This window comes from Pseudomonas sp. MWU349 (assembly GCF_017947325.1).
GTDB classification, from domain to species: Bacteria; Pseudomonadota; Gammaproteobacteria; order Pseudomonadales; family Pseudomonadaceae; genus Aquipseudomonas; species Aquipseudomonas protegens.
Genome location: NZ_JAFEVP010000003.1, coordinates 12007 through 35222, shown reverse-complemented (window position 1 = coordinate 35222; position 23216 = coordinate 12007). Strand labels below are relative to the sequence as shown.

Annotated in this window: 20 protein-coding genes; 7 read left to right on the top strand and 13 right to left on the bottom strand. The window is 57.7% G+C overall.

What is annotated here, in order from left to right; all coding sequences use genetic code 11:
• Positions 1–24 precede the first annotated feature (24 nt).
• Both KCG88_RS12190 and KCG88_RS12185 read left to right on the top strand, forming a co-directional pair.
• Positions 25–1425, top strand: a complete 1401-nt coding sequence (locus tag KCG88_RS12190) for an amino acid permease (protein ID WP_047283820.1) — start codon at positions 25–27, stop codon at positions 1423–1425.
• Between the two features lie 186 nt (positions 1426–1611).
• Positions 1612–2820, top strand: coding sequence for a benzoate/H(+) symporter BenE family transporter (locus KCG88_RS12185; RefSeq protein WP_210712457.1), 1209 nt, complete (start codon positions 1612–1614; stop codon positions 2818–2820).
• A 27-nt stretch (positions 2821–2847) separates the two neighbouring features.
• Here KCG88_RS12185 and KCG88_RS12180 read toward each other — a convergent pair whose 3' ends face one another.
• The 3 genes from KCG88_RS12180 to kynB form a co-directional block, all read right to left on the bottom strand.
• The gene (locus KCG88_RS12180; protein WP_210712456.1) at positions 2848–4347 is read right to left on the bottom strand and encodes a PLP-dependent aminotransferase family protein; all 1500 of its coding nucleotides are present in this window, start codon (positions 4345–4347) and stop codon (positions 2848–2850) included.
• Between the two features lie 225 nt (positions 4348–4572).
• Positions 4573–5424 carry a tryptophan 2,3-dioxygenase gene (kynA, locus tag KCG88_RS12175; RefSeq protein ID WP_047283817.1) on the bottom strand — a complete coding sequence of 284 codons (852 nt, stop codon included), beginning with the start codon at positions 5422–5424 and terminating at the stop codon, positions 4573–4575.
• Positions 5425–5517: 93 nt separating this feature from the next.
• Complete coding sequence (kynB, locus tag KCG88_RS12170) at positions 5518–6171, bottom strand: arylformamidase (protein ID WP_015634049.1); 654 nt, start codon at positions 6169–6171, stop codon at positions 5518–5520.
• Positions 6172–6458: 287 nt separating this feature from the next.
• On the opposite strand from kynB, the gene KCG88_RS12165 reads away from it, so the two are divergent.
• The 3 genes from KCG88_RS12165 (at position 6459) to KCG88_RS12155 (ending at position 7929) form a co-directional block, all read left to right on the top strand.
• Positions 6459–6803 carry a cupin domain-containing protein gene (locus KCG88_RS12165; RefSeq protein WP_011059115.1) on the top strand — a complete coding sequence of 115 codons (345 nt, stop codon included), beginning with the start codon at positions 6459–6461 and terminating at the stop codon, positions 6801–6803.
• Positions 6804–6928: 125 nt separating this feature from the next.
• The gene (locus KCG88_RS12160; RefSeq protein WP_015634047.1) at positions 6929–7414 is read left to right on the top strand and encodes an antitoxin Xre/MbcA/ParS toxin-binding domain-containing protein; all 486 of its coding nucleotides are present in this window, start codon (positions 6929–6931) and stop codon (positions 7412–7414) included.
• Complete coding sequence (locus KCG88_RS12155; protein WP_047283816.1) at positions 7411–7929, top strand: RES domain-containing protein; 519 nt, start codon at positions 7411–7413, stop codon at positions 7927–7929. The genes KCG88_RS12160 and KCG88_RS12155 overlap by 4 nt, the downstream gene beginning before the upstream one ends.
• Positions 7930–8194: 265 nt before the next feature.
• On the opposite strand, the gene mmsB is transcribed toward KCG88_RS12155, so the two are convergent.
• Both mmsB and KCG88_RS12145 read right to left on the bottom strand, forming a co-directional pair.
• Complete coding sequence (gene mmsB / locus KCG88_RS12150; protein ID WP_047283815.1) at positions 8195–9082, bottom strand: 3-hydroxyisobutyrate dehydrogenase; 888 nt, start codon at positions 9080–9082, stop codon at positions 8195–8197.
• Between the two features lie 10 nt (positions 9083–9092).
• The gene (locus tag KCG88_RS12145) at positions 9093–10619 is read right to left on the bottom strand and encodes a CoA-acylating methylmalonate-semialdehyde dehydrogenase (protein WP_210712455.1); all 1527 of its coding nucleotides are present in this window, start codon (positions 10617–10619) and stop codon (positions 9093–9095) included.
• A gap of 149 nt (positions 10620–10768) precedes the next feature.
• Between KCG88_RS12145 and KCG88_RS12140 the strand changes: the two genes are divergently transcribed.
• Entirely contained in the window at positions 10769–11716 is a 948-nt protein-coding gene (locus tag KCG88_RS12140; protein ID WP_210712454.1) for a LysR family transcriptional regulator, read from the top strand.
• A 245-nt stretch (positions 11717–11961) separates the two neighbouring features.
• Here KCG88_RS12140 and KCG88_RS12135 read toward each other — a convergent pair whose 3' ends face one another.
• Together KCG88_RS12135 and KCG88_RS12130 are read right to left on the bottom strand one after the other, a co-directional pair.
• Entirely contained in the window at positions 11962–13071 is a 1110-nt protein-coding gene (locus KCG88_RS12135; protein ID WP_210712453.1) for a hypothetical protein, read from the bottom strand.
• A gap of 81 nt (positions 13072–13152) precedes the next feature.
• Positions 13153–13371, bottom strand: a complete 219-nt coding sequence (locus KCG88_RS12130) for a hypothetical protein (RefSeq protein ID WP_210712452.1) — start codon at positions 13369–13371, stop codon at positions 13153–13155.
• Between the two features lie 341 nt (positions 13372–13712).
• Between KCG88_RS12130 and KCG88_RS12125 the strand changes: the two genes are divergently transcribed.
• Positions 13713–15404, top strand: coding sequence for a hypothetical protein (locus KCG88_RS12125; protein ID WP_210712451.1), 1692 nt, complete (start codon positions 13713–13715; stop codon positions 15402–15404).
• Positions 15405–15544: 140 nt separating this feature from the next.
• On the opposite strand, the gene KCG88_RS12120 is transcribed toward KCG88_RS12125, so the two are convergent.
• From KCG88_RS12120 to KCG88_RS12095, 6 genes are all read right to left on the bottom strand, one after another.
• Positions 15545–16297 carry a trypsin-like peptidase domain-containing protein gene (locus KCG88_RS12120; protein WP_210712450.1) on the bottom strand — a complete coding sequence of 251 codons (753 nt, stop codon included), beginning with the start codon at positions 16295–16297 and terminating at the stop codon, positions 15545–15547.
• Between the two features lie 468 nt (positions 16298–16765).
• Entirely contained in the window at positions 16766–17851 is a 1086-nt protein-coding gene (locus tag KCG88_RS12115; RefSeq protein WP_210712449.1) for a hypothetical protein, read from the bottom strand.
• Positions 17852–18043: 192 nt separating this feature from the next.
• Entirely contained in the window at positions 18044–18724 is a 681-nt protein-coding gene (locus KCG88_RS12110) for a KilA-N domain-containing protein (RefSeq protein WP_210712448.1), read from the bottom strand.
• Between the two features lie 389 nt (positions 18725–19113).
• Positions 19114–19437: a hypothetical protein gene (locus tag KCG88_RS12105; protein ID WP_210712447.1), complete on the bottom strand. Its 324-nt coding sequence runs from the start codon at positions 19435–19437 to the stop codon at positions 19114–19116.
• Positions 19438–20694: 1257 nt separating this feature from the next.
• Positions 20695–21285, bottom strand: a complete 591-nt coding sequence (locus tag KCG88_RS12100; protein ID WP_210712446.1) for a recombinase family protein — start codon at positions 21283–21285, stop codon at positions 20695–20697.
• Between the two features lie 519 nt (positions 21286–21804).
• A complete protein-coding gene (locus KCG88_RS12095) occupies positions 21805–23190 on the bottom strand; it encodes a tyrosine-type recombinase/integrase (protein WP_246882691.1) in 1386 nt (461 codons plus the stop codon).
• Positions 23191–23216 lie beyond the last annotated feature (26 nt).

Below are 23216 nucleotides of genomic sequence, written 5' to 3'. Positions count from 1 at the left end.
ACAACTAGAAGAGAGCGCACATTAGTGGATCAAACCTTGAAGCAGGGTGAACTCAAGCGTGGCTTGAAGAACCGCCATATTCAGCTGATCGCCCTGGGCGGGGCGATCGGCACCGGATTGTTCCTCGGCTCGGCCGGGGTTCTCAAATCTGCCGGACCTTCGATGATCCTGGGCTACGCGATTGCCGGGTTCATTGCCTTCCTGATCATGCGCCAGCTGGGGGAAATGATTGTCGAGGAGCCGGTGGCCGGTTCCTTCAGCCACTTCGCGCACAAGTACTGGGGCGGCTATTTCGGCTTTCTCGCGGGCTGGAACTACTGGGTGCTGTATGTCCTGGTGGGCATGGCCGAACTCACTGCGGTGGGCAAGTACGTGCAGTTCTGGTGGCCGGAGATCCCCACCTGGGTCAGCGCCGCGGTGTTCTTCGTGCTGGTCAACCTGATCAACATGATGAACGTGAAGTTCTTCGGCGAGGCCGAGTTCTGGTTCGCCATTATCAAGGTGGTGGCCATCGTCGGCATGATCGTCCTCGGCTGCTACATGCTGTTCAGCGGCAGTGGCGGCAGCCAGGCCTCGGTGAGCAACCTGTGGTCACACGGCGGTTTCTTCCCCAACGGCGGCACCGGCCTGCTGATGGCCATGGCCTTCATCATGTTCTCCTTCGGCGGCCTGGAACTGGTGGGCATCACGGCCGCCGAAGCCGCCGAACCGCGCAAGGTCATTCCCAAGGCCATCAACCAGGTGGTCTACCGGGTGCTGATCTTCTACGTCGGCGCCCTGGCGGTGCTGCTGTCGCTGTACCCGTGGGACGAACTGCTGGTGAGCCTCAACGCCGGCGGCGATGCCTACAGCAGCAGCCCGTTCGTGAAGATTTTCTCGCTGATCGGCAGTGATGCCGCAGCGCAGATCCTCAACTTCGTGGTCCTGACCGCGGCGCTGTCGGTGTACAACAGCGGCGTGTACTGCAACAGCCGCATGCTCTATGGCCTGGCCGAACAGGGTGACGCACCCAGGGCGCTGATGAAGCTCAACAAGCAGGGCGTGCCGATCCTGGCCCTGGGTATTTCCGCGCTGATCACCCTGCTCTGCGTGCTGGTCAACTACCTGGCGCCCCATGAAGCGCTGGAGTTGCTGTTCGCCCTGGTGGTGGCCGCCTTGATGATCAACTGGGCGCTGATCAGCCTGACCCACCTGCGCTTTCGCAAGGCCATGGCCGAGCAGGGCGTGGTGCCTTCGTTCAAGGCCTTCTGGTCGCCGCTGAGCAACTACCTGTGCCTGGCCTTCATGCTGATGATCGTCGGCGTAATGTGGATGATCCCAGGCATCCGTGCCTCGGTGTACGCGATCCCGGTGTGGGTCCTGGTGATCTGGGGCTTCTACCTTCTGAGCCGGGCGAAGAAAGCTTCGCAACCGGCCCTGCGCTAAGCCCAAAGGTTCACGCCACACCCCCGAGCCCGGCCTTATCCAAGGCCGGGCTTTTTTGTCGGTGCCGCCAAAGTGGTCTGCCAGCAAACAAGAATGTGGCTCGAAACGATAGTCCATCCGTTACCTAGAATCGGGCCTCTCCCGGCGCTTGGGCCAGGGAGCCTGTTCCTCGACGGAGAGTGGCTTATGGACAGAACCGCAACAGGCCTTAGACCGGCCGATATTTTCTCTCCCACCGTGGCGGCACTGATTTCAGTGCTGGTGAACTATGGCGGGACCTTCATCCTGGTGTTCCAGGCCGCTGAACTGGCCCGGCTGACACCCGCCCAGACCACCTCCTGGGTCTGGGCCGTGTCCCTGGGCGTGGGCCTGAGCGGCATGTGGCTGAGCCTGCGCTACAAGGCACCGATCATCACCGCCTGGTCCACCCCCGGGGCGGCCTTCTTGGCCACGGTGATGCCCTTCACGCCCTACGCGGAGGTGATCGGCGCCTACCTGGTTTGCGCTCTGGGGTTCATCGTCCTGGGCGGGTCCGGGGCCTTCGACAAGCTGGTGCGCCTGATTCCCAAGGGCATCGCGGCCGGCCTGCTGGCCGGCATCCTGCTGCAGTTCGGGATCAACGCCTTTGGCGGCGCGAGTGCCGATCCACTGCTGGTGATCGTGCTGGTACTGTCCTATGCGGTGCTGCGGCGCTTCACTTCACGCTTTGCCGTGGTGGGCATCCTGTTCATCGGCCTGGCGTTGCTGATCGTCCAGGAGCGGGTCGATTTCGCCAGCGTGCACCTGAGCTTGGCCACTCCCCTGTTCACTGCGCCACAGTTCTCCGTGTCGGCCTTGCTCGGCGTGGCGCTGCCACTGTTCGTCATCACCCTGACCGGCCAGTACATGCCGGGCATGCTGGTGTTGCGCAATGACGGCTTCCAGACCAGCGCCAACCCGCTGCTCACGGTCACAGGGTTGGGCTCGCTGATCATGGCGCCGTTCGGCGCTCACGCATTCAACGTGGCGGCGATCACCGCGGCGATCTGTACCGGCGAGGATGCCCACCCGGACCCGGGCAAACGCTACATTGCCGGTATCGCCTGTGGCGTTTTCTATATCCTGGTGGGGACCTTCGGGGTCACCCTGGCGACCCTGTTCATGGTCTTGCCCAAGGCCTTTATCACCACCCTGGCCGGCCTGGCATTGCTGGGGGCAATCGGCGGCAGCCTGGCCAACGCCATGGCCGATACGGCCACCCGGGAAACCGCGCTGATCACCTTCCTTGCCACTGCCGCCAACGTCACTCTGCTGGGGATCGGGGGTGCCTTCTGGGGGCTGGTTGCCGGGCTGACCGTGCACCTGTTGATCCTGGGCCCGCGCAGCGCCCTGGCACTGGAACGCGCCAAGCCCTGACCGCCGGCGCGGGAAAAAGGCCGCTGGCTAGGGCTTTCCCAGGGCCTGGGCCAGACGCGCCATCGCTGCCTCGATCTCATGGGCGCTCAGGGACGCATAGCCCAATAGCCAGCCCTGCTGCTTCTGCTCACCCGCATACAGCCGGCTGAGCCCCGGCAACTGGATGCCAGCCCTGGCCGCGCGTTGCTGGGTCAGCTCCTCGCTCCAGCCGGGCTCCAGAAGACACGGGACCTGCAACCCGCCGGGTGGCGGCAAGGCCCTGGCAATGCCCGGCAAATGCCGGCCTATGGCCTCGAGCATGGCCTGCCGGCGCCCGGCGTAGAGCTTGCGCATGGCCCGTACATGGGCGTTGTAGTGCCCCTCCTCCATGAAGCGCGCCAGGGTCAGCTGGAGGATCTGCGGCGTGTGCCCGTCCAGGATGCTGCGGGCACTGGTGAAGGCCCCCACCAGCTCGGCGGGCAGGGTCATGTAGCCCATGCGCAGGCCCGGATAGAGAGTCTTGCTGAAGGTGCCGATGTACAGGGTGCGCCGAAACGGGTCCAGGCCCTGGACACAGGCGGTGGGCAGGCCCTCGTAGTGGAACTCGCTGTCGTAGTCGTCTTCGATGATCCATCGGTCGTGCTCGGCGGCCCAGCGGGTCAGCTCCAGGCGGCGCTCCAGGGACAGGGTGGCCCCCGTGGGGTACTGGTGCGAGGGCGTCACATAGACACAGCGGGCGCCGCTGCGGTCGGCCCGCAACAGGTCGGTGCGGATGCCCTGGCCATCCACATCAATGGGCACGATCCGCGCCTCGGCCGCCTCGAAGGCCTTGCGCGCGCCGAAGTAGCCCGGGTTCTCCATCAGGACCGGCTTGCCGGCGTCCACCAGCAGTTGCGCGCACAGGAACAGCGCCTGGCGAGTGCTGCTCAGCACCAGGATCTGTTCGGGCTGCACCTTGGCCCCGCGTTCCAGGTTGAGGTAGGCGGCAATGGCCTTGCGCAGGGGCAGCGCGCCCTGGGGATCGCCATGCAGCAGCACACTGGCACGGTAATCCTTCAATGCCTGGCGTTGCAGGCGCTCCCAGACCTCCAGCGGGAAGCTGCGGGTTTCCGGCAAACCGGTGGCAAAGGCCGTGACCGCCTGCTGATCGCTGACCCCACCCCGCGCCAACAGTGCCGCGCCGCGCCGGCTCAGGCCCGCTCCCGGTTCCGGGCTGTTGGCCGGCAACCCCTGCTGGAGCTGGCGTCGGCGGGACGGGCCACGCAATTGGGCACCGATGGTTTCGCAGACATAGCTCCCCGAGCCTTTGCGCCGCAGGACAAAACCGTCGCGCTGCAACTGCACATAGGCGTTTTCCACGGTGTCGCGCGATACCGCCAGCGACTTGGCCAGGGCCCGGGTCGCCGGCAGCTTCACGCCAGGGCCCAGGGCGCCGTCGAGGATCAGCCCGCGCAAGGCGCGCTGGATGCGCTGGTGCAGGTCCAAAGGGCGGAACTCGGGATCGCTGAGCCGCATCTTGAGGGTTTCAAGCTCGAAGGTCCGGGACATGTGGTCTGCCTTGGAGAGTAAAAATACTGCATCGAAGGCGGCCACCTTATCCCCAGAGCACAACTGCCGCCAGCGCCCGCTGCTCGCTAACGACCTCTGTAGCCGCTGCCGCAGGCTGCGATAAGGTCCAAAGGACCTTCCAGACCTCAAGAGCGCGTCTGCTGTGCAGGCCATCAGACGCCGGCAGGCACATGAAAACGCCCCGGCAGGCGGGGCGTTTTCGGGTCAGAGCGAGGAGCGCACTCGCCACAGTTCAGGAAACAGCACGGTATCGAGCATCTTGCGCAGGTAGCCCACGCCCTCGGTACCACCGGTGCCGGGCTGGAAGCCGATGATGCGCTCCACCGTGGTCACATGGCGAAAGCGCCACTGGCGGAAGGAGTCTTCCAGGTCGATGAATTTTTCCGCCAACTGATACAGGTCCCAATAGGCCGAAGGGTTGGCGTAGACCTCACGCCAGGCCGCCTCCACCGACGGGTCATGCTGAGTCGTGGTGGTGCTGTTCAGCGCCAGGCGCGCAGGGTCGATGCTCAAGCCGCTGCGGGCCATCAGGGCAATCGCCTCGTCATACATGGACGGGGTGGCAATCGAGGCTTCCAGGGATTGCAGCAGCTCGGGGCGGTGAGCATGGGGCCGCAGCAGGGCCGCGCTCTTGTTGCCGAGGATGAATTCGATCTCCCGGTACTGGAACGACTGGAAGCCCGAGGACTGGCCCAGGTAAGGCCGGATCGACTTGTACTCGGACGGCGTCATGGTGGCCAGCACCGCCCAGGCGTGCACCAGTTGATCGAAGATCCGCGAAACCCGCGCCAGCATCTTGAACGCCGGCGGCAACTGGCCCTGGCGCACATGCTCGCGCGCGGCCTTGAGCTCGTGCAGCATCAGCTTCATCCATAGCTCCGAGGTCTGGTGCTGGATGATGAAGAGCATCTCGTTGTGGTCCGGCGACAGGGGGTGCTGGGCGCTGAGGATGCGCCCCAGGTCCAGGTAGTCGCCGTAGCTCATGGAGTCGGAAAAATTCAGCTCGGCGTTATGCCATTCAGCCGGCGGATTGCTTGAAAAAGGACATTGGCTCATCGCGTGGGCTCCTCGCCTCAGGCAGCGGTTGCCCATCGCTGGCTGCGCAGCCCGGATCGGGATGCACAACGGCGCGAAGGGCCAGCTGTGTATTTATTGTAGGAATGAATCGGCCAGGGGGCGCAGGATCGCCCGCACCGGACTGGCGTCCAGGTGAGCGAAGCGCAGTGGCAGGGCAATCAGTTCGTAGTCGCCTTCGGCAACCTCATCGAGAACCACGCCTTCGAGGATCGCCATGCCATGGCGGGCCACGGTGTTGTGGGCGTCCATGGTCTTGGACTGCTGGGGGTCGAGGGACGGGGTATCGATGCCGATCAGGCGCACGCCAAGGCTGGCCAGCAGCTCGACAGTGGCTGGAGCAACGGCAGTAAAGTCCGGGTCCCAGGCACTCAGCGGAGCCTGTGGGTAAGTACGCAGCAACACTCGCGCGGGCAAGTTTTCGAGGCGCCCGAGCAGCGCCTCGGGCTGCACCAGAGCACCGCTGTCCAGGCAGTGCAGAACCCGGCACGGGCCCATGTAGACATCCAGCGGCACTTCACCGATGGGCAGGCCGTCCGGGCGGTAATGCAGGGGCGCATCGACATGGGCACCGGTGTGGGGCGACAGGGTCACCCGCCCGACATTCACCGGGCACTCGGGGCCGAACTGCCAGACGCGCTCCTCCTGGAACGGCGTATCCCCAGGCCAGGTCGGGGTTGCGGTACTCAACGGCGGGCTGATATCCCACCAGCGTGGTGTATTTTCCATTCGTGCGGCTCTTAGGTCACTCCGAACTGAATGATACGAGCGAAACCAGTAAAGATTCTTGCGAAATAACTCGGGCAGCCGCAGAAATTTCGCAATTACTGCTAACAAAGCCCCGTTTGCCGAATGAATCTTGCAACCCTCCTCCCCCTTCCCAGCTCTGCGCCCAGCCACCTCGACCCGGGGCCGGCACTGCGCTTCTGGATACCCCGAGGTCGAGTACAGACAACCCCCTGCCCGCCAGGCGCTATAGGGTGCGGCTTCAGTTCTCTGCCTGCTAGGAGCCCAGCATGTCCCAACCCATCACCGTTCTTCGCGACACTCATCCGCTGCCGGTGCTCGACGCCTGCAAGTGGGAAAAACTCCAGGGCGATCCGCACACCGTCAACCTCAACGCCTACACCAGCGAGGATGGCAGCAAGATCATGGGCACCTGGATCTGCACCCCGGGCAAATGGCGGGTGGCCTATGAAAAGTGGGAGTACTGCCATTTCCAGGAAGGCTATTGCGTGATCACCCCGGACGGCCGCGACCCCATCCACCTGCGCGCCGGCGATATCTTCGTGGTGGAGCCCGGGATGAAAGGCACCTGGGAAGTGGTGGAAACCGTGCGCAAGTACTTCGTCTTCGCCTGAGCCTCCCTCGATACCGGGAGCCCGCGCCAGCCGGGCTCCCCTGACCGTGTTGCGATTCAAGCCAGCGCCTTTTGCCAAATGGCTATATAATCACTGCCAAATGGCAAAAGGCAGGAGCAGCACTCATGGTCGCGCTGACAGGCACCGGCCTCGTTCCCAAGCGGCGAGGCAAACTGGTATTGAAAGAGCAGTCCTCGGACATCCTTCTGGGTGGCCGGGCACGCTTTGACGATCGTATCTCGATCTATCGCCTGACCGAGGAGGGCATCCCGCTGACGGCGATCATCAAGTTCGTCTCCTCGGTGCCCATGCTCAAGGACGAACAGGTCCTGGCCAAGATCATCGGCCTTTCCGAACGCACCCTGCACCGGCGCCTGAAAACCCCGGACGAGCCGCTGAACCCGGAGCAGAGCGCCCGTGCGGTGCGCTTCGCCCAGGTGCTGGCCAAAGCCGAGGACATCTTCGGCAGCAGTGAAGAGGCCCAGGAGTGGATGGCCAAGCCGGTGATGGGCCTGGACGGCCACAAACCGGTGGACCTGCTGACCAACCCCATCGGTTTCGAACTGGTGGACGAGTTCCTCACCCGCCTGGAATACGGGGTCTATCAGTGATCAGTGTGCCGGGCAGCAGCACCCTTCATTTCTGGCGGCTGGACGCCGCCCGGCACGCCGACAGCTGGGACAGCGGCATTGGCGCCGAGCTGTGTGGCGGCCGCTGGAACTCCAAGGGCGTGAAGGCGGTGTACGCCAGCGCCGACCCGGCCACGGCGATTCTGGAAGTGGCGGTGCACAAGGGTTTTGCCGCCCTGGACAGCGTGCCCCATGTGCTCACCGGCGCTCTGATCCAGGACCCGACCGCCATCTACCGGGTCGATGAACACAGCATTCCCAACCCCAACTGGCTGGTGCCGGGCATTCCCAGCGCCGGCCAGCAGAAGTTCGCCGATCAGTTGCTGGCGGACCATCCGTTCGTGCTGGTGCCCTCCTCGGTGTCGCGCCACAGCTGGAACGTGCTGATCAATCCGTTGCTGGCCAAAGGGCTGTACCAGGTGGTGATCCAGGAACGCTTCGGCCTCGACACCCGCCTCAACCCTCCCTCCGGCACAGTTGCCAGCCGGCCGAACTGAGCCGGGCAAAAAAAAGCGGGAACCTGCCCGACGCAGGTTCCCGCAAATGCCCCGGCTGAAGGGGCTGCGTTCAATACCAAACTTCGCCAGACTTGAAATCGCTGCGGCCCTTCGGGCCGTTCGCAGCCTGCGGCAGCGGCTACACCTATCCTTGTAGCCGCTGCTGAGCCCGCGAAGCTGCGCAAAGGACCGCAGGGCCTTGCTTGGCGCTATCCAGCCTTGAGATCGCGGCGTCTCCTGCGGCAGCGGCTACACAATCTTTGCCTTACTGCGGCTTGCGGTAGCTGTTGACGATGGCCGAGAAGTCCTTGCCCCCTTCCCCGCGCAGGCTCATGGCCTGGTACAGCTGCTGGGCCACGGCGCCGAGCACCACTGGCTGGTGGGCCTGGCGAGCAGCCTCGGTGGCCAGCCCCAGGTCCTTGAGCATCAGCTCGGCACCAAAGCCGCCGGTATAGCCGCGGGCTGCCGGAGCGGTTTCAATCACGCCCGGCCACGGGTTGTAGGTATCGGAACTCCAGCACCGGCCGGTGGAGCTGTTGATGATCCCCGCCAGCACTTGGGTGTCGATGCCCAGGGCATCCCCCAGGGCCATGGCTTCGCTGACGCCGATCATCGAGATGCCCAGCAGCAGGTTGTTGCAGATCTTGGCGATCTGTCCGGTGCCCACTTCACCGCAGTGCACGATGTTGCGGCCCATCTGCGCCAGCACCGGCTGCAGGGTGGCGAACAGTTCGGCGCTGGCGCCGACCATGAAGGTCAGGGTCCCGGCCTGGGCACCGCCGGTGCCGCCGGATACCGGTGCATCGGCCATGGCCACGCCCTGTTTGGCGGCGGCTGCGGCCACTTCACGGGCGGTCTGCGGGTCGATGGTGCTGCAATCCACCGCCGGAACGCCGCGGCCAATACCCGCCAGCACCCCATCCTCGCCCAGCCAGACGCTGCGCACATGGGCCGCAGCGGGGAGCATGGTGATCACCAGTTCGGCGCCTTCGGCGGCGGCCTTGGGCGAAGCACTGATGCGCCCGCCCAGTTGAGCCAGCTCGGCCAGCACGCTCTGGTTGAGATCGAACAGGTTCAGCTGATGGCCGGCCTTGATCAGGTTGCGGGCCATGGGCGCGCCCATGTTGCCCAGGCCGATAAATGCAATGTTCATGTCAGGCTCCTCAACGCAGGCTGATGGTGGTGTTCACACCGTCATTGACGCTGTCATCGTCGAACCAGCGGCTGGTGACGGTCTTGGTCTGAGTGTAGAACTGCACCACTTGCTTGCCGTAGGGGCCCAGGTCGCCGAGCTTGGAGCCGCGGGAGCCGGTGAAGCTGAAGAAGGGAACCGGCACCGGGATCGGGATGTTGATGCCGACCTGGCCAACGTCGATTTCGCTCTGGAACTTGCGCGCCGCCGCACCGCTCTGGGTGAACAGGCCGGTGCCGTTACCGAAGGGGTTGGCGTTGACCAGGGCGATGGCCTGGTCCAGGGTGTCGACTTCCAGCACCACCAGCACCGGGCCGAAGATTTCCTGGGTGTAGATCTGCATGTCGGTGGTCACCCCGGAGAACAGGGTCGGGCCGATGAAGTTGCCCTGCTCGTAGCCCGGAACCTTGATGTCGCGGCCATCGAGCTCCAGCTTGGCGCCTTCTTTCACGCCGCTTTCGATCAGTTCCAGAATCCGCGCCTTGGCACGCTTGGAGACCACAGGGCCAACATCGGTGCCCGGCTCGGTACCGGCGTTGACCTTGAGTTTCTGCGCCAGGGCCTTGAGGTCCGGCAGCCATTGTTTCGCTGCCCCCACCAGCACCACCACCGAGGTGGCCATGCAACGCTGGCCGGCCGCGCCGAAGCCGGCGCCCACCAGGGCATTGAGGGTCTGTTCGCGGTTGGCGTCGGGCAGCACCACGGCGTGGTTCTTGGCGCCCATCATCGATTGCACACGCTTGCCGTGCTTGCCTGCCAGGTCATAGACATGGGTGCCTACCGCGGTCGACCCGACGAAAGACACCGCCTTGATGTCCTTGTGGGTGCACAGCGCATCCACCACATCCTTGCCGCCGTGTACCACGTTGAGCACGCCGGCCGGCACTCCGGCTTCCAGCGCCAGCTCCACCAGCAGCATGGTAGAGAGTGGGTCCTGCTCGGAAGGCTTGAGGACGAAGGTGTTGCCGCAGGCGATGGCCATCGGGAACATCCACAGCGGAATCATCGCCGGGAAGTTGAACGGGGTGATCCCGGCGCACACGCCGATCGGCTGGCGCAGGGTGTAAGTGTCCACACCGCCGGCGACGTTTTCGGCGAATTCGCCCATCTGCAGGGTACCGATGGAGCAGGCATGCTCCACCACTTCCAGGCCACGGAAGATGTCGCCCTCGGCGTCGGCGAGGGTCTTGCCCTGCTCGGCGCTGAGGACTGCGGCAATGCGTTTGGAATGCTCGCGGATCAGGGCCTGGAGCTTGAGCATGATGCGCATCCGCGCGCCGATCGGGGTCAGTTTCCAGGTCTGGAAGGCACGCTGGGCAGCAGCGATCGCGGCGTCGACTTCAGCGGCCGTGGCAAAGGGCACCTTGGCCAGCACTTCCTGGGTCGCCGGGTTGACGATGTCGTGCCATTCCTGGCTCTGGGACTGGACCCATTCACCGTCAATCAGCAATTTGACCTGTTGCAGGGTGGTGCCGTCGGGCTTGAGGGATGCGTTCATGGGGTCTCCTGACTTCTTGAGTTCTTATGCAGGGAAACCAAGGCGGGCAAGCGCCTTGAAAGAGGGGCTGTCGCGAGTTGGTGTCGGACGGTTTTTGGAGTATAGATGTGCAAATTACTAATAAGAACGCACATAAAATCCGGTCCAACATGCAAAAAAACATCACCTCGCTGAGCACCCTGAACTGGGACGACCTGAAGTTTTTCCTCGAAGTGGCGCGCACCCGCAAGGCCAGCAGCGCGGCCAAGCGCCTGGCGGTGGACTACACCACGGTGTCGCGGCGCATCGGTTCGCTGGAAACCGCCCTGGGCACCCTGCTGTTCGAAAAGTCCCGTACCAACGGCTTTGTCCTCACCGCCGAGGGCCAGCGCCTGCTGGGTTATGCGGAGTCCATCGAAAGCACCCTGCACATGGCGTGCGAGCAGGTCTCGGGCTCCGGAGTGGCGTTGTCCGGCCATGTGCGCATGGGCTGCACCGAGGGCTTCGGCAGCTTCTTCATTACCCCGCAACTCAGCCACTTCCTCGACGCCTACCCGGCAATCTCGGTGGATATCCTGCCACTGCCGCACTTCATCAGCCTGTCCAAGCGCGAGGCGGACATCGTCATCGCCCTGGAGCGCCCGGAACACGGCCCTTACGTGTGCTGCAAGCTGTGCGACTACCGCCTGCAGCTGTACGCCACCCAGGAATACCTCGACCGCCACCCACCGATCCGCCGCGCAAGCGACCTGGGCGAGCATCAATTCATCAGTTATGTGGATGACCTGGCGTTCAGTTCCGAGCTGCTGTACCTGGCCAATGTGGTGCCCGGGGCCAGCGCTAACCTGCGCAGCACCAGCGTGATTGCCCAGTACGTGGCGGCGCAGCAGGGCCGCTCGCTGGCGATCCTGCCGTGCTTCCTGGCGGCCCAGGACCCGCGCCTGCTGCCAGTGCTGCCCAAGGAAATCAACCTGACCCGGCAATTCTGGATGTACTGCCGGGAGGACCTGCGCAAGCTCAAGCGGATTACCCTGTTGTGGGATTACATCCGTGAGGTGACGGAGCGCAATCAGGGTCTGCTGATGGGGCAGACCCGCGAGATGCGGTTTGCCGATTAATGATCTTCAAGGAATCAGGTGGCCGCATCGTAGCGAGGTCAGCAGGCCTTTGCCAAGGTTTTGTGTCAGGGGTTGATACGTGACTTGTAACACCTGAAAGTGCCTCAAAGTCCTCATCCAGAGGCGCGCATGGGCACGCGATAAGGACCCACGCAGGCGCGATAAGGACCACGCGAGGGCACCCATGGGGGGATGCGCGCACGTACCCGTAGTGAGGTGGTCATTCAGATTTTTCTGCCAGATTCTCAAAGGTCCAATCTGTCACGCTTTGCTTGAAGACCTGCGAGCATAACGATGGCGGATGCAGTCAGGTGCAAACCATACGCCACTACCTCGGCGGGCACCTCGACAATATCAGTGCCATCCCCATGACCTCCAAGGTTGTTCCTGAGTGTTGGAATCCCTGAAGTCAGGGCAGTCTGTATCGCAGACAAATGTGCTTGGTTGAAGGCGGGTATGAAGCCATTGTCCACGAGAATTTGAATGAGTTTATTCGAGGTATCCCTCGGCCCATACACCCAGCCGTTCAGAGTGCAGATGATCTTAAAAGTGCTCTCAAAGGACTTTGCCGCGTCGACCAGCGCCTCTTTGTATCTCTTGTGTCGGTAATGGTCGTAAGCTCCGAAAAACTCGTTACGCGCAGCCTCGTACCCTTTAAAATTCAAGAAGTGGATAGCAGGCTTAACCGCCTCCGCATGTAGGAATCCTGAATCGATACGAATAATTTCGTCATCAATGAACTCATAACCACAACGGGCTTCCTTGAACCTTGTGTTCAGCTCCTCAATACAGCTGTCTACGTGGTCATCCGCATCCCAGCGATGAATCGTTCTGTAGACTTGCCCTCGCGCATGCTTATTCCCCATTTTGTAGCAAAGCTCTACGGCATCCAAGCATCGTTCCACGTCGGGTTCAGACGATAGAAAGAGGTGCAACTCGTCGTAAGGATTCTGTTGGACAATGGTGGACAGGCTCCTAACGCCATATTCTTTCTTTAAGCTCTGAACGATGGCTCCATAGACGGCCAAGGGCATGCGTTCGTCCCGCACAGAATTGCGGTCCCCTAAAAGGTCATCGATCATCATGGACAGTTGAACACGAAAGTTTGGCGAGAACGTGTCATAGATGAAGACATCGCTAACACCATTACGCTCTCGTTCCTTCCTTTTGGAATAAAGGTCGACTACCGCCATTTCGTCACTTCCCCGTTCAGTGGAAGCCCAAGCATAGCTCCACGCCTTAGGCAAATTGAAATCATTTGGAGTGTGCTCTGCTAGCACCACGGCAAGGTCACCCATCACAGCCAGCAAGTAGAACGCAGACGACATCCCCAAGGCCTTCGACCAGAGGTCCATCTTGGCTAATTCCCAGAATTACAAGGAGTAGACCAAGAAATAGGTAGGTGACACGGTGGGAAGTCAGACGGCTGAGCGGGGCTACGACCGCCGTATTCGCATGATGGCGTCCGTAATCCCTTGAGCATTCACGTCCAGCGTTTCCAAGGCCATGGTCGCGTTGTCAGCAACAACTGAAGCTCCATTCTCTGAGAGCCAACAAGTCAGCTCATCAATTGCCGCAGCGATGGCATGCTGGTTATGCAAAAGCAATGTGAGTGCGTCCGCCGTTGCGATCTGGGCTTCTGAGTTATTCGACATGGCTACCGTCCTCAAGTGTTGAAGTGGATCCTAGCTCACCTTACCGTCGTTTGCGGCTTGATGGTCATTGCTCAGACCTCTCCATCATTTGCGTTTAATTTGACGTACCTTGCAATCGGCTTTGACCAGCACATTCCCTAACTATCCACGTTGCAGCTCCTCTGCGACCTTCAGCTACGGCCTTATGCGGACGTTCGCTACAGACTCATCATCGGCGATTTTTTCTTTCAGCTCCGACTGCTCACTTAGATCCTTGACACCTAGCAAGCTTCGGTAGCTTCGTGTAAAGATTGGAATATATGATTACTCCTACCCCTTTTATTTACAGGGAAGAATAGTTGATGACCGCAAACAACACAGAAGCCAGCGACAACACAGATGAAACAGCTAGCACCTACTCTGGAAATGTAACTTACCTCTACTCATCAAAAATCACAGGCAATGTTAATTTAGAGGGAATATGTGAAATACTTGCGGAATCTGACGCATTTAGCTTTGCGCTTACTAACCGCGGAAAAATATACTTCACAGACGCTGGAAGACTAAGATCGCAACAACTTAATATCCGCCATGAAATATCTGAGCAAGGTTTAAAAGTCTCTGGACACAACAATTTTCTGCGTACCAACCCCGGCGACTCCAACACATACTCCTTACTCACAGCGTTCAATTTAATCCTATCCGACAAGCACCTTTTTAATACTGCTTATGGTTTCCCCACAGAAAGCGCTCGGATATTCATGCGCCCAATCGCTATAAAATGTGACGGTGACAAAGCGTACGAATTTATAACACCACATATAAGGGTGTATATTGGCGGCGTTATCAGCATAGTCCTGCCTACTATGCCAGGGTTTACTAATGCTTCAACTTCAGAAGTCATCCATTGTGAAGTCAACAAATCCAGAAGGAATATCACATCCCTGCTATGCGAGAAAAAACTTCACCAAGCCTGCACAGAATCGCTTCTTGCCCAGATGTCGAGAACAGAAAGACTAACGCAGAGAAAATCATTTGACTCAATCATTAAAACCGCGTTTGACAACCCGGAGACAATTGAATTCTTAGAAGAAAAACTTACAGTCTTCGAGCTTGTACACACCGATCAATTTTCACTCTCGGATCTAGCAAGAAACCTTCTGTCCGTGGTGGCTCGCACTATAAAAATGGGGGCACTACAAACAAAAGCCAACTGGCATGCCGGTCGATATGAAGATGATTCTATTGGACACCACTGGCGGGGGAAACCAATCGTCTACATTCAATCTCACACTCAACAAAAATGGAGCGCATCAGAAAATCTGTCGCATCACTCTCAACTAGTGAATAGCGTGATGGCTCGAAGCGTAGCTTCTAAAAAAGATAGTAACTCCCCAGTTCTGCTCGCAAGAGATATGCGACAGGCTGATGACTACAACAACTTTTATTCAGAGTCCGTCTCACTCTTACTATCGTCTGCAAAATTTGAAAAGTTTATTCAGGAGCAGGATCATTATACATTCCAAAACCTTACCTCAGACATTCAAGTTCTCAACGAGGCAGCAGACTACATACTTATCTACTACTCATATGCCGGCCTTAACTTAAAGAAGTGCAAAACCGCAATTCATGTAGCGCAACTGGAATTAGACATCCTCGAATTCGAAGAAACGCTGTTGCAGGCACACAAATATGGAGAGATAGCAAAATACATTGAAGAAGTGCAAGTCGGCGGCCAGCTAAGCACAACATACAAACAATTACAAAAGAAAATAGATACCATCCGCAAATCACTTGAACTTGAGGAGAAAATAATATCGGAATCTAACACGCGGCGACTCACAATTATTTTTGGAATTATCGCTTCTGCAACGCTACCTCCCGAGTTGACACTGCCGCTATTAAAATACCTCGGACTCGTTTCAACGGACGAAAGCCTTAATAAACTTTACAGCATAGGCGCATCACTAGCTGCTGTAATAAGCATCATTACACTTGCTCACTTCGCATTCAAGATCGGCGCGTACAAAATTAAAACCTTAAGAAGGCGATGACATCACTGGCACTAAACAGCATTAAATAACAGATACATGCCACATTTAACTGACTACCGGGGCTACTCCTCTGGGAGCAGACGGCCAGAAGCGAAAGTTCCCGACCGATGCGGATTTTGAAAGCATCTATGAAAATCGTGCTACTTGGAAACTACTAAGTCCGCTATCTCCATGAATAGCATTTTGTACAGATAGTTGAGAATTTTATCAGCTGGAATGAAGCTTAAAACCCCCTCCTTGTTTCCTCCTAGCGTGACCAACCCAGCAAACTTCCACTCACCGTGAATTTCAGCAATGACCATCGAGCCACTCATGCCATTTAGATCAGCTGGACGCGTACTCTGGATTCGAATGGTATTCAACCCCGGAACCAAAGACTCAGAAAGAACCCCACCTACGTACATCAAGTCAGCAGTAATTGATTTTTCTTCGTATTCATAACCTCTCCCCTCATCTGGATAGCCGTATACATGAAATAGGTCAACGAGTTCATTCTGAGAAGTTCGAATACAATCTGTTGCTTGCACGCAAGTAAGTCCTGCCGCGAGCAGTGACTCATGTTGAGATTTCTTAATTCTCAAGATAACGAGATCCGAATCAAGGTCAGGGTCTATCTCATCACGAAAGACCGATCTTCGATCAAAAATGATCGAGAGGGGAGCATTGCGAAGCAAAATTCGCAAATCATCGTGGCTCGCGCCTTGGTTGTTCAGCACATGTTGGGCTGTAACCACGAAAAGCTCACCCTCGAGTGCCAATACGAAAGCTGTACCCACGCCAAAATGGGAGTAGTACTCATCCTGGCTTTCGCGACTTAGAATTACAGGATGAACCAACCCTTCCAACATGTCAGCAAACTCTTTCGTATTAACGAAATCTTTCAGTTGCTGCATCCTGTACTTCCTTGAGTTCGACTAGCTTATTAGTTTATCAAGGTTGATGATTCGTAGGATTACGCTCATAAACCTCTACACCCCCAATTGTTCCAAATTCCGATGGATCATGAAAGCCCAAATAGCCGTGAATCACTACCTCTTTTAAAATCCCCTAATAACTGATAATGATTGCGCCTTCTGAGGATAAAAATCGGTCCTTGAATCCGAAACGAAATACCAACGCGGTTTCGGTTAGAATGACAGATTAATCACACAAGGTAGGTCGACGTTAAGACAGCGGGAATCATCTCACCATCAACAGGCGAAGGGCAGTAACGAGGTCGGAGCGTGGGGCCAGGTTGCAAAAGACAGATACCCCGAGCTAAGCCTGTCCTTCAATAGTCACCCGTGCGCTGTGGCCTTGGGCGTTTGCTGCTACTGGGTGGGGCCAGCTTATGCCAGCCCCTTCCCTATGCTGCTTGATGCTTACGCGAAGACCTGCATGCGCTCCAGCTCATCCAGCTCGCTGATGGTGATAGAACCGTCAGCCATCTTGGCCTTCAATTCTTCCAGTCGCTTAAGGATCTTCTGGGCACGCTCCATCCGGGTGCGCCGAGCCTCTTCTTGTGCCTCTAAATCCGCCAGTAGCTTGGCTTGACGCTCAGCCTCCCGAACGGCATCACTCAGTCGGCCACTGTTGAACTCGTAGACCTGATAGCCGATATCGCCCATCTTGAACTGCCCGTAGACCTGAGCCGCCATCTGGAACATCTGCTCCACGAACAACGGTGTATAGGTGCCGGTAGCAACCAGTGAAGCGCAGTCCTCAGCCGACAGCAGGCCAGTGGTCAGCAGATTGAATGCCTCAGTCGCTGGCTTGCGCTGGTTGTACGGGCCGCTTGCAGCAGCCGACAGCTCGGCGAGTTTCTCAGCAGTACTCTTGCCCCAACCTTCAGCACCGAACAGCAGCGAGTGCATAGTGCGCCCCAGATCGCTCCCCACCTTCGCAGAGTGGTAGGCGTAGTTGTGATAGCGCCCGTGGTCTACCGCGTCCAGAAGGTCGAGGATGTCAGGGCTGTACTTGCTCAGCACCTCGGAGAACTCTGGGAAGCTGCTACGGCTACTCCCCACCCCTACCTGCTTGAACATGTCAGTTTCTGGTAGCTGGGTCGTGATGAAAGATCGCAGGTCGCTCAGCCACTTGAACAAGCACTGAGCGTCATATGGCGACGGCATACCCTTCGGAGTCTGGTGTTTCAGATAGCCGAACTCGTTGTAATGCTTGAGCGAGTTGATAACGTCCTGTCGAGTGCGGGCGAACTCCCGCAACTTCTGGTCATCGCTATCACGACCGGGGATTAGCTGGGAGGTGAACACAGTGAAGCGTTTGCACACCTGTCCTTCGGCGTAGCCCAAGCCATTCATTTGCAGCATCTTGATAACTTCGGCTTCGCCAACTTGCTGGATAGCTTGTTGAGCAGATGGCACCTTCATTGCGTTGAGCAGTTGGGAATGGGTCATTGCGCCTTTGAGTGCGTCGAATCGTGCATTGATATTCTGTACGTTGTCCATTTGGTCTTAAACCTCTCTGTTTAGTTGGTCATTGTCTGTTGCATTAGTTGCGCACCTTTCCCCGGCTGGAATGCAGCAAGGAAGTTAGTAGGTGCCGGTAGGTAGGGCGCTCGCCCGTTAACTGTGTCGTCTTCATCAGCGTGACCAATTGGCCCGCCGTAGTTGAACGATGGGGAATATCCGGGGATCAACTTACGCATGACGGGTTGCCTCGTTAATCTCGTCGGCGTGATCCATAAGCCAGCAGCGACCTGCCGATGTAACGCGAAGGCCATCGCTCATGTTTCCTCCATTGACCACGTAGAACCCTGCGGCCCTCCCCTCAGCGGTGAGGGAATACCGGGTAATCTTGCCGACGTAACGGACAGACCAAAGCATGTACTTGCTGACTACATACTTGTAAGCCAGGTCGGGACTGTTAATGTCTGCCAAGTAACAGCTATGTCTCCAGTGCAACAAGGTACGATCCAATCGTGCGTATGCCTTAACCTTCCGGGCATTGGCAGCGAACATGTCTTGATGCTCATCGGCCAGCTTGCGATAGGTGGCAGCGGCTAACTTCTCGTCATTGCGGACAGTGATGAAGACAGAAACAACCAGTTCAAAGAATGCAGGGCTAACCCACATTGCATATGCGATGGTTCCAATCTCAGTGGCGAGGGTGTTCTTGTCTTGAGTATTTGCAGAATGGAAATTTCCACTCTGCGCTAAGTAGCGCTTAGTCGCATTATCCCACTGGCTGGGTAGATTCTTCTTTGGTAGGCCCAGCTCTCGCCAGATGTCAGTCAGGTTATACATCCCATCATTGTTTGACAGGAAGGTGTGCAAGTTACCCTGTGCGTCGGGCAGTTTAATAGGCAGTGCGATAGTCATAGTAGACCTCTCGAAATCTGTTTTGAATTTGGTGTGCAGACGGAACATATAAGTCAACCATCGAGCAGCCAGCCAAAGAGCGGCGACCAACCGTAACCACCGGCCACGATGATTGACTTATATGTTCTATCTAGGGAGATGTAATAGGATGTAGCAGATGGGCAAGCGACCGCCTGCCTCATTCATTACTGCAACTTAACTACGTCGCATCTTGGACATGTCATACATGCCTGTAGTGCTGGTGGTGCCCTGCGGCTCTATCGGGTCTGGTTCATGAGCAAAGCGGCCTGTGGCAATGACGCCCATAGGTTGGCCCGGTTGACGTGGCGTTCTGCCTTTGCCCGTCAGGTCTACCATGCTCGCGCTAGTTAGGACTTGCACGCCGCGATTCATTCCGATGCACCGGGGATGAACTGAGGCTGCTCCACGAAACTCGACCAGATGGCCGACCAGCCGTCAGTAATGCGGCTACCGTGGGCAATCATGAGCTGCATTCGACCGGTAAGTTCGAAGTGTTCATCGACAGCCAGCACCAAAGCGCCCATGCGCTTACCTGACTCCGAACTAATATTGATGCTGTGCTTAGGGTCAGTGATGGCCGATAGAGGGACTGCGGGCATGTTGTGCAGGGTGATGCCGAAACGTCGTTTGTTCTCTGCTCGGTCACCGGTGATATGGGTGCTGTTGTAATCTTCTGGGTCTTGATTGGACATTGGTCTTACCTCTCTGGTGTAGGTGGTTACTGGCTCAGTGCTGGACGCTCTGGGCATCGTCTAGTTCTTGAAACGATGTCCTAACAAACCTCCCCGGAAAGAAAGGGCTGCTAACGGCTTCTGGTTGCTACCAACTGCGTTGGCTTTGTTCTTCAAGGAAGAACAAGAAGAGCGGCTACTAGTGGAACTTGTTCTACTGGTGGCTACCATCTTCGATGGGGATACAGACCGATGAACCCATGAATCATTCTCATTTGGGCATCGACCTGAGATAGGGAAATAGTGGTGGGGGCGTTTCACTGAATGGTGTTTACTGCCGAGACTCGACTCGCTTATCTATAGTGCAACTTAAATCTGTCTAACGCGTGAGACTTAAAGCCAAATCCAGAATCCCCAGAGGCCCGCCATTCGTCTTTTAAGCGCTAGGCAGTATTCGGCTCAGCACTCTACCCATAACTGCCTGTGAGCGGCCTAGGGCTTACTGAAGGGGATACGTCATTGCAGATATTGCTCTCCCTTTCTCCATAAGGAGAAGAAGGGAGGAATACAACTATCTCTACTAGGCTAATGCACTACATCTTCCACTGGAGACTACTAAACCTACTCCCCCTAGGGTGCTACTGTAGCTTCTACACTACTGTTGCTACTGGGGATTCTTCTATACTGCAACTTAAATAGTGTGAGACTCTCGAAACCACGGTTTATAAGGGCTGTGGCGCTGTGAGACTTTGTGACCAGATCTACCAATCGAGTCACGCGGGAGGTTTATTTCTATACTGCAATTTAAAACTCGATCCGGTATTAGTCTCACGTGTGAGACTTTTTGTCAGACTTGGGCGAATATCCTCAAACGAGAAAGCCCCAGAGGCTCGCGTTGAGCGCCTGAGGCTTTGGGTGGGGGGCAATCTATATTCTGCCCGGTCGCTGTCTGAGTGTGGTCTGAGGCTGATTGGAATACATGCAGTCACGGAAGAGCCAGGCGACCAATAGCGGAATGTGAGTGACGATGAATAACGCCAGCGCCACAGTCGGCGGATCTGGCCGCGCGGGAGCCATTTCAAGCCGTCACCCCTAAGCGAATCCCAGATGCTGCTCGGTTGAGCTGTAATAGCCTCTCGCGGGCCTCTGGCCGCATTTCTCACCGTGCATCTCGACCTATGCGTAATGCATTCGGGTAGCTAGATAAGGCCGGGGCAGTCAGCGCCTCGATGCTATAGAACGCCCTGAGCGTGCCCTGAAACGGCCCTTTGCCAAAAGTCATGCATCGGCTTCCAGCTTTGCACAATGTCGCTTCACGGTTCGTACAGAGATGCCCAGTGCTGCGGCTGTAGCTGACTGGCTGTAGCCTTGGCGGCGATAAGAAAGAACCTGTGCGGTCACGTCATCGGCAACAGGGCGCCCCAGCTTCACGCCTTCGGACTTCGCACGAGCTAGACCTTCACGAGTACGCTCGCGGATTCGGTCGCGCTCCATCTCTGCCACGGCTGCAATTACCTGCATCAAGAGCTTACCCGCGCCGCTGGTTAGATCGGTATTTCCAAGGTCGAGGGAAACGACACGAATACCCGCATCGTCAAGCTGTTGGATAGTGGTTTGGATGTCGATGCTGTCACGGCCAAGGCGGTCGAGCTTCAGCACCACCAGCGTGTCACCCTCTTCCATCTTATTGAGCAGGGACAGGAAGCCCGGACGCTCCATCGCTGGCACGCTGCCACTGATAGTCTCGGACACCACACGGTTAGCGCGCAGGGTGTACCCGGCTGACTTGATCGCGTGTGTCTGGTTTTCGGCGGTCTGGTCGGCAGTCGATACCCGGCAGTAGGCGAAGGTGCGGCCTGTAGTGGTCATGGTCTGTCATCCTGTAGTCAATGGCGGTGGTGCCATTTAATGGTGACAAGAATACAGATGGTGCCAACAAGTTTCAACCATAGTTTGATGTCACCGCTTCACGACCTTTCCAGCCAGTGCCATTAAACGGATGATTGTTGACACCACATGACCTCAGCCCCTTCTGACAGCGACAAGCTAGACCGGCATCACTCGACAGCACCTCACAGCTCGTCAGCCAACCACCAGCGGACACAAAGCGACAGCCTCGGCATAGTCAGCGTAACGGGCAACGGCCCTCACAGCCCGTCATACAGCGCTATACGCCAACACGACTTGAGCTGCGGCAATGGCCCTGAGTGATACATGAGGCAAGCCACCCGACAAGCCCCATCAGACCGCATCGCCCCGGTACAACGGAGTGCATGCACCGCCCCGGCTAGGGCAATAAAGGCTCCCGTTCGCCCGCCAGACGTAGCACAGAGGCCATTGCCCCTCCCCCACGGGGGAACCACGGGCGCCACACCGGCGGGAAACCCCTCACGGGTGCAAACCATTTTTGATTCGGGGTAGGTGATTGCTACTGACAAAAAGCCCCCTGAGCACCTCAGCGATGGTTTCAACGGGAACGCCAGAGCCGTATGTGTCAAAAGTAATCGTGCCAGAAGCATGACCCATCACAGCCTGAGCATGCGTCGTAGGAACTCCTTTGACTTGCATTAGCGAAGCCAACGAGTGACGCAACGAATGAAACACCAAGCCTGGGCCATACGTGTCACCAAGAGCCTCTGGGATTGCTTGTTGATTTACCCACTCTCCGGCTGTTTTGTAGCCGATCTGAGCTAACGAGTCTGACCCGCTGACTTTGCGCGCATCGACATACCGCATGAAGGCTGTGAGGTCGAACCCATAGGCACCGTCTGTCAGTGGCACTAGCCGCTCACTACGTTTGTTCTTGATCGACTTACCCTCACCGACCTCGTTGATATGTATGGCGGTGATACCTGAAGCAAGGGTCTGCACGTCACCTACCGTCAACTGTGAGATTTCATTGAGGCGTCCGCCAGTGATAGCACCCAGACTCAATAGCCAGCGCTTCCATGAGTACTCAGGGAGCGTGTTGGAGTAAGCCACCAGCAAGCCCACCTGATCCTGTGTAAATGCCTTACGGCTCGACTCAAGACCCTTAGTAAGCTTCAGCTTCTTATCGTATGACTTGGATATGTGACCGTTTTCCACAGACCATGCGAGGACAGCCGACAGCTTCACAATCAGCTTATTGACCGTTGAAGGCATGCGACCATCTGCAAGACGATCACGGAGAGCTACGAGGTCAGCCCGTGAGTGCGTCCTCATGTCCAGTTCACCTAGGGCCGCAGAGATGGTGCCGTGGCAAATCTTGGTTTCCTTCAGTGTTGATGCCTTCTGATCCCGCCCACGGTCGGCCAAGTAGAGACTGGAAAGAATCTCAAAGGTCATCGCTGGAGCCACTTCAGACAGAGACACCGGGACATCCGCAGTCGGCTTTATGGATCCCGTTGAGCCGCCCTTATCACCTGAGTGGACTTCATGAAACCCGCCCCACACCTGCGTAACGTCGTTATCCCGTTCAGACCCAAACAGCTCAAACGAGACACAACGAAAATGCTCCTTCAGCTTGTTCCAAGGGGCGTCTGGGTTCTCCAAGTGAAAAGCCCGGACAATGCCCGAGAGCTGCTCAGCGGCATCCATAGCCGCCCTTCTGTTGTTGGTCTTCAAGGAAACCGAAGCGAGATTGGTGGTGCTGCCTGTAGCCCTGAGACGCATGTAGTAAATGCCGTTGCGTCGGTAGTAATACGGCTTAGCGAGCCTTGTGGCCGGCCTCAGGGGAGTCGTAAGACTTGTAACAGTGGTTGATACAGCAGATCGAACTTCAAGGATGCTCATGGCGGTTAGCCCCCGTAATCATTGGG

Bases quoted from the DNA above. Each gene is read 5' to 3' on its own strand.
- KCG88_RS12185 (WP_210712457.1), top strand. From the start codon at position 1,612: ATGGACAGAACCGCAACAGGCCTTAGACCGGCCGATATTTTCTCTCCC.
- KCG88_RS12180 (WP_210712456.1), bottom strand. From the start codon at position 4,347: ATGTCCCGGACCTTCGAGCTTGAAACCCTCAAGATGCGGCTCAGCGAT.
- kynA (WP_047283817.1), bottom strand. From the start codon at position 5,424: ATGAGCCAATGTCCTTTTTCAAGCAATCCGCCGGCTGAATGGCATAAC.
- kynB (WP_015634049.1), bottom strand. From the start codon at position 6,171: ATGGAAAATACACCACGCTGGTGGGATATCAGCCCGCCGTTGAGTACC.
- KCG88_RS12165 (WP_011059115.1), top strand. From the start codon at position 6,459: ATGTCCCAACCCATCACCGTTCTTCGCGACACTCATCCGCTGCCGGTG.
- KCG88_RS12160 (WP_015634047.1), top strand. From the start codon at position 6,929: ATGGTCGCGCTGACAGGCACCGGCCTCGTTCCCAAGCGGCGAGGCAAA.
- mmsB (WP_047283815.1), bottom strand. From the start codon at position 9,082: ATGAACATTGCATTTATCGGCCTGGGCAACATGGGCGCGCCCATGGCC.
- KCG88_RS12145 (WP_210712455.1), bottom strand. From the start codon at position 10,619: ATGAACGCATCCCTCAAGCCCGACGGCACCACCCTGCAACAGGTCAAA.
- KCG88_RS12140 (WP_210712454.1), top strand. From the start codon at position 10,769: ATGCAAAAAAACATCACCTCGCTGAGCACCCTGAACTGGGACGACCTG.
- KCG88_RS12135 (WP_210712453.1), bottom strand. From the start codon at position 13,071: ATGGACCTCTGGTCGAAGGCCTTGGGGATGTCGTCTGCGTTCTACTTG.
- KCG88_RS12130 (WP_210712452.1), bottom strand. From the start codon at position 13,371: ATGTCGAATAACTCAGAAGCCCAGATCGCAACGGCGGACGCACTCACA.
- KCG88_RS12125 (WP_210712451.1), top strand. From the start codon at position 13,713: ATGACCGCAAACAACACAGAAGCCAGCGACAACACAGATGAAACAGCT.
- KCG88_RS12120 (WP_210712450.1), bottom strand. From the start codon at position 16,297: ATGCAGCAACTGAAAGATTTCGTTAATACGAAAGAGTTTGCTGACATG.
- KCG88_RS12115 (WP_210712449.1), bottom strand. From the start codon at position 17,851: ATGGACAACGTACAGAATATCAATGCACGATTCGACGCACTCAAAGGC.
- KCG88_RS12110 (WP_210712448.1), bottom strand. From the start codon at position 18,724: ATGACTATCGCACTGCCTATTAAACTGCCCGACGCACAGGGTAACTTG.
- KCG88_RS12105 (WP_210712447.1), bottom strand. From the start codon at position 19,437: ATGTCCAATCAAGACCCAGAAGATTACAACAGCACCCATATCACCGGT.
- KCG88_RS12100 (WP_210712446.1), bottom strand. From the start codon at position 21,285: ATGACCACTACAGGCCGCACCTTCGCCTACTGCCGGGTATCGACTGCC.
- KCG88_RS12095 (WP_246882691.1), bottom strand. From the start codon at position 23,190: ATGAGCATCCTTGAAGTTCGATCTGCTGTATCAACCACTGTTACAAGT.